Here is a 347-nt window from a genome sequence, read left to right on the forward strand (position 1 = left end):
GTTTTATGCAGCCGCCTGGCGTATTATTACAAAATAATTTTTATTCGAAAAAGAGTACGGAATAAAAATTATTCACATGAATAATAATTATTCTGGTTATTCAGGAGGAAAAACACAGTGCTATTTGCGATTAAATCAATCCCAATAGCACTGGTTATAGAGGAGTGTTTCAGCGAGATTCCAGGGTTAACTCAAATGCTTCCAGGGGCCTCTGATCGCCAACGTCTGAGCGGGCGAATAGACATTGACAAACAAGGTAGAGCCATCCGGAGAAAAACACGCACCGGCCAGTTCAGTCTGTACCGCTAGCTGCGCGGATGGATAGACGTCACCCTCTGCCGTGGGCC

The 347-nt window shown here is 44.7% G+C and carries 1 protein-coding gene; it reads right to left on the reverse strand.

Features of this window, described 5'->3' with window-relative positions:
• Positions 1-186: 186 nt before the first annotated feature.
• On the reverse strand, positions 187-347 hold a 161-nt coding region (locus NLF92_RS12710), incomplete at its 5' end, for an alkaline phosphatase PhoX (protein ID WP_254102567.1).

Origin of the sequence: Opacimonas viscosa, from assembly GCF_024199005.1 — a bacterium.
GTDB classification, from domain to species: domain Bacteria; phylum Pseudomonadota; class Gammaproteobacteria; order Enterobacterales; family Alteromonadaceae; genus Opacimonas; species Opacimonas viscosa.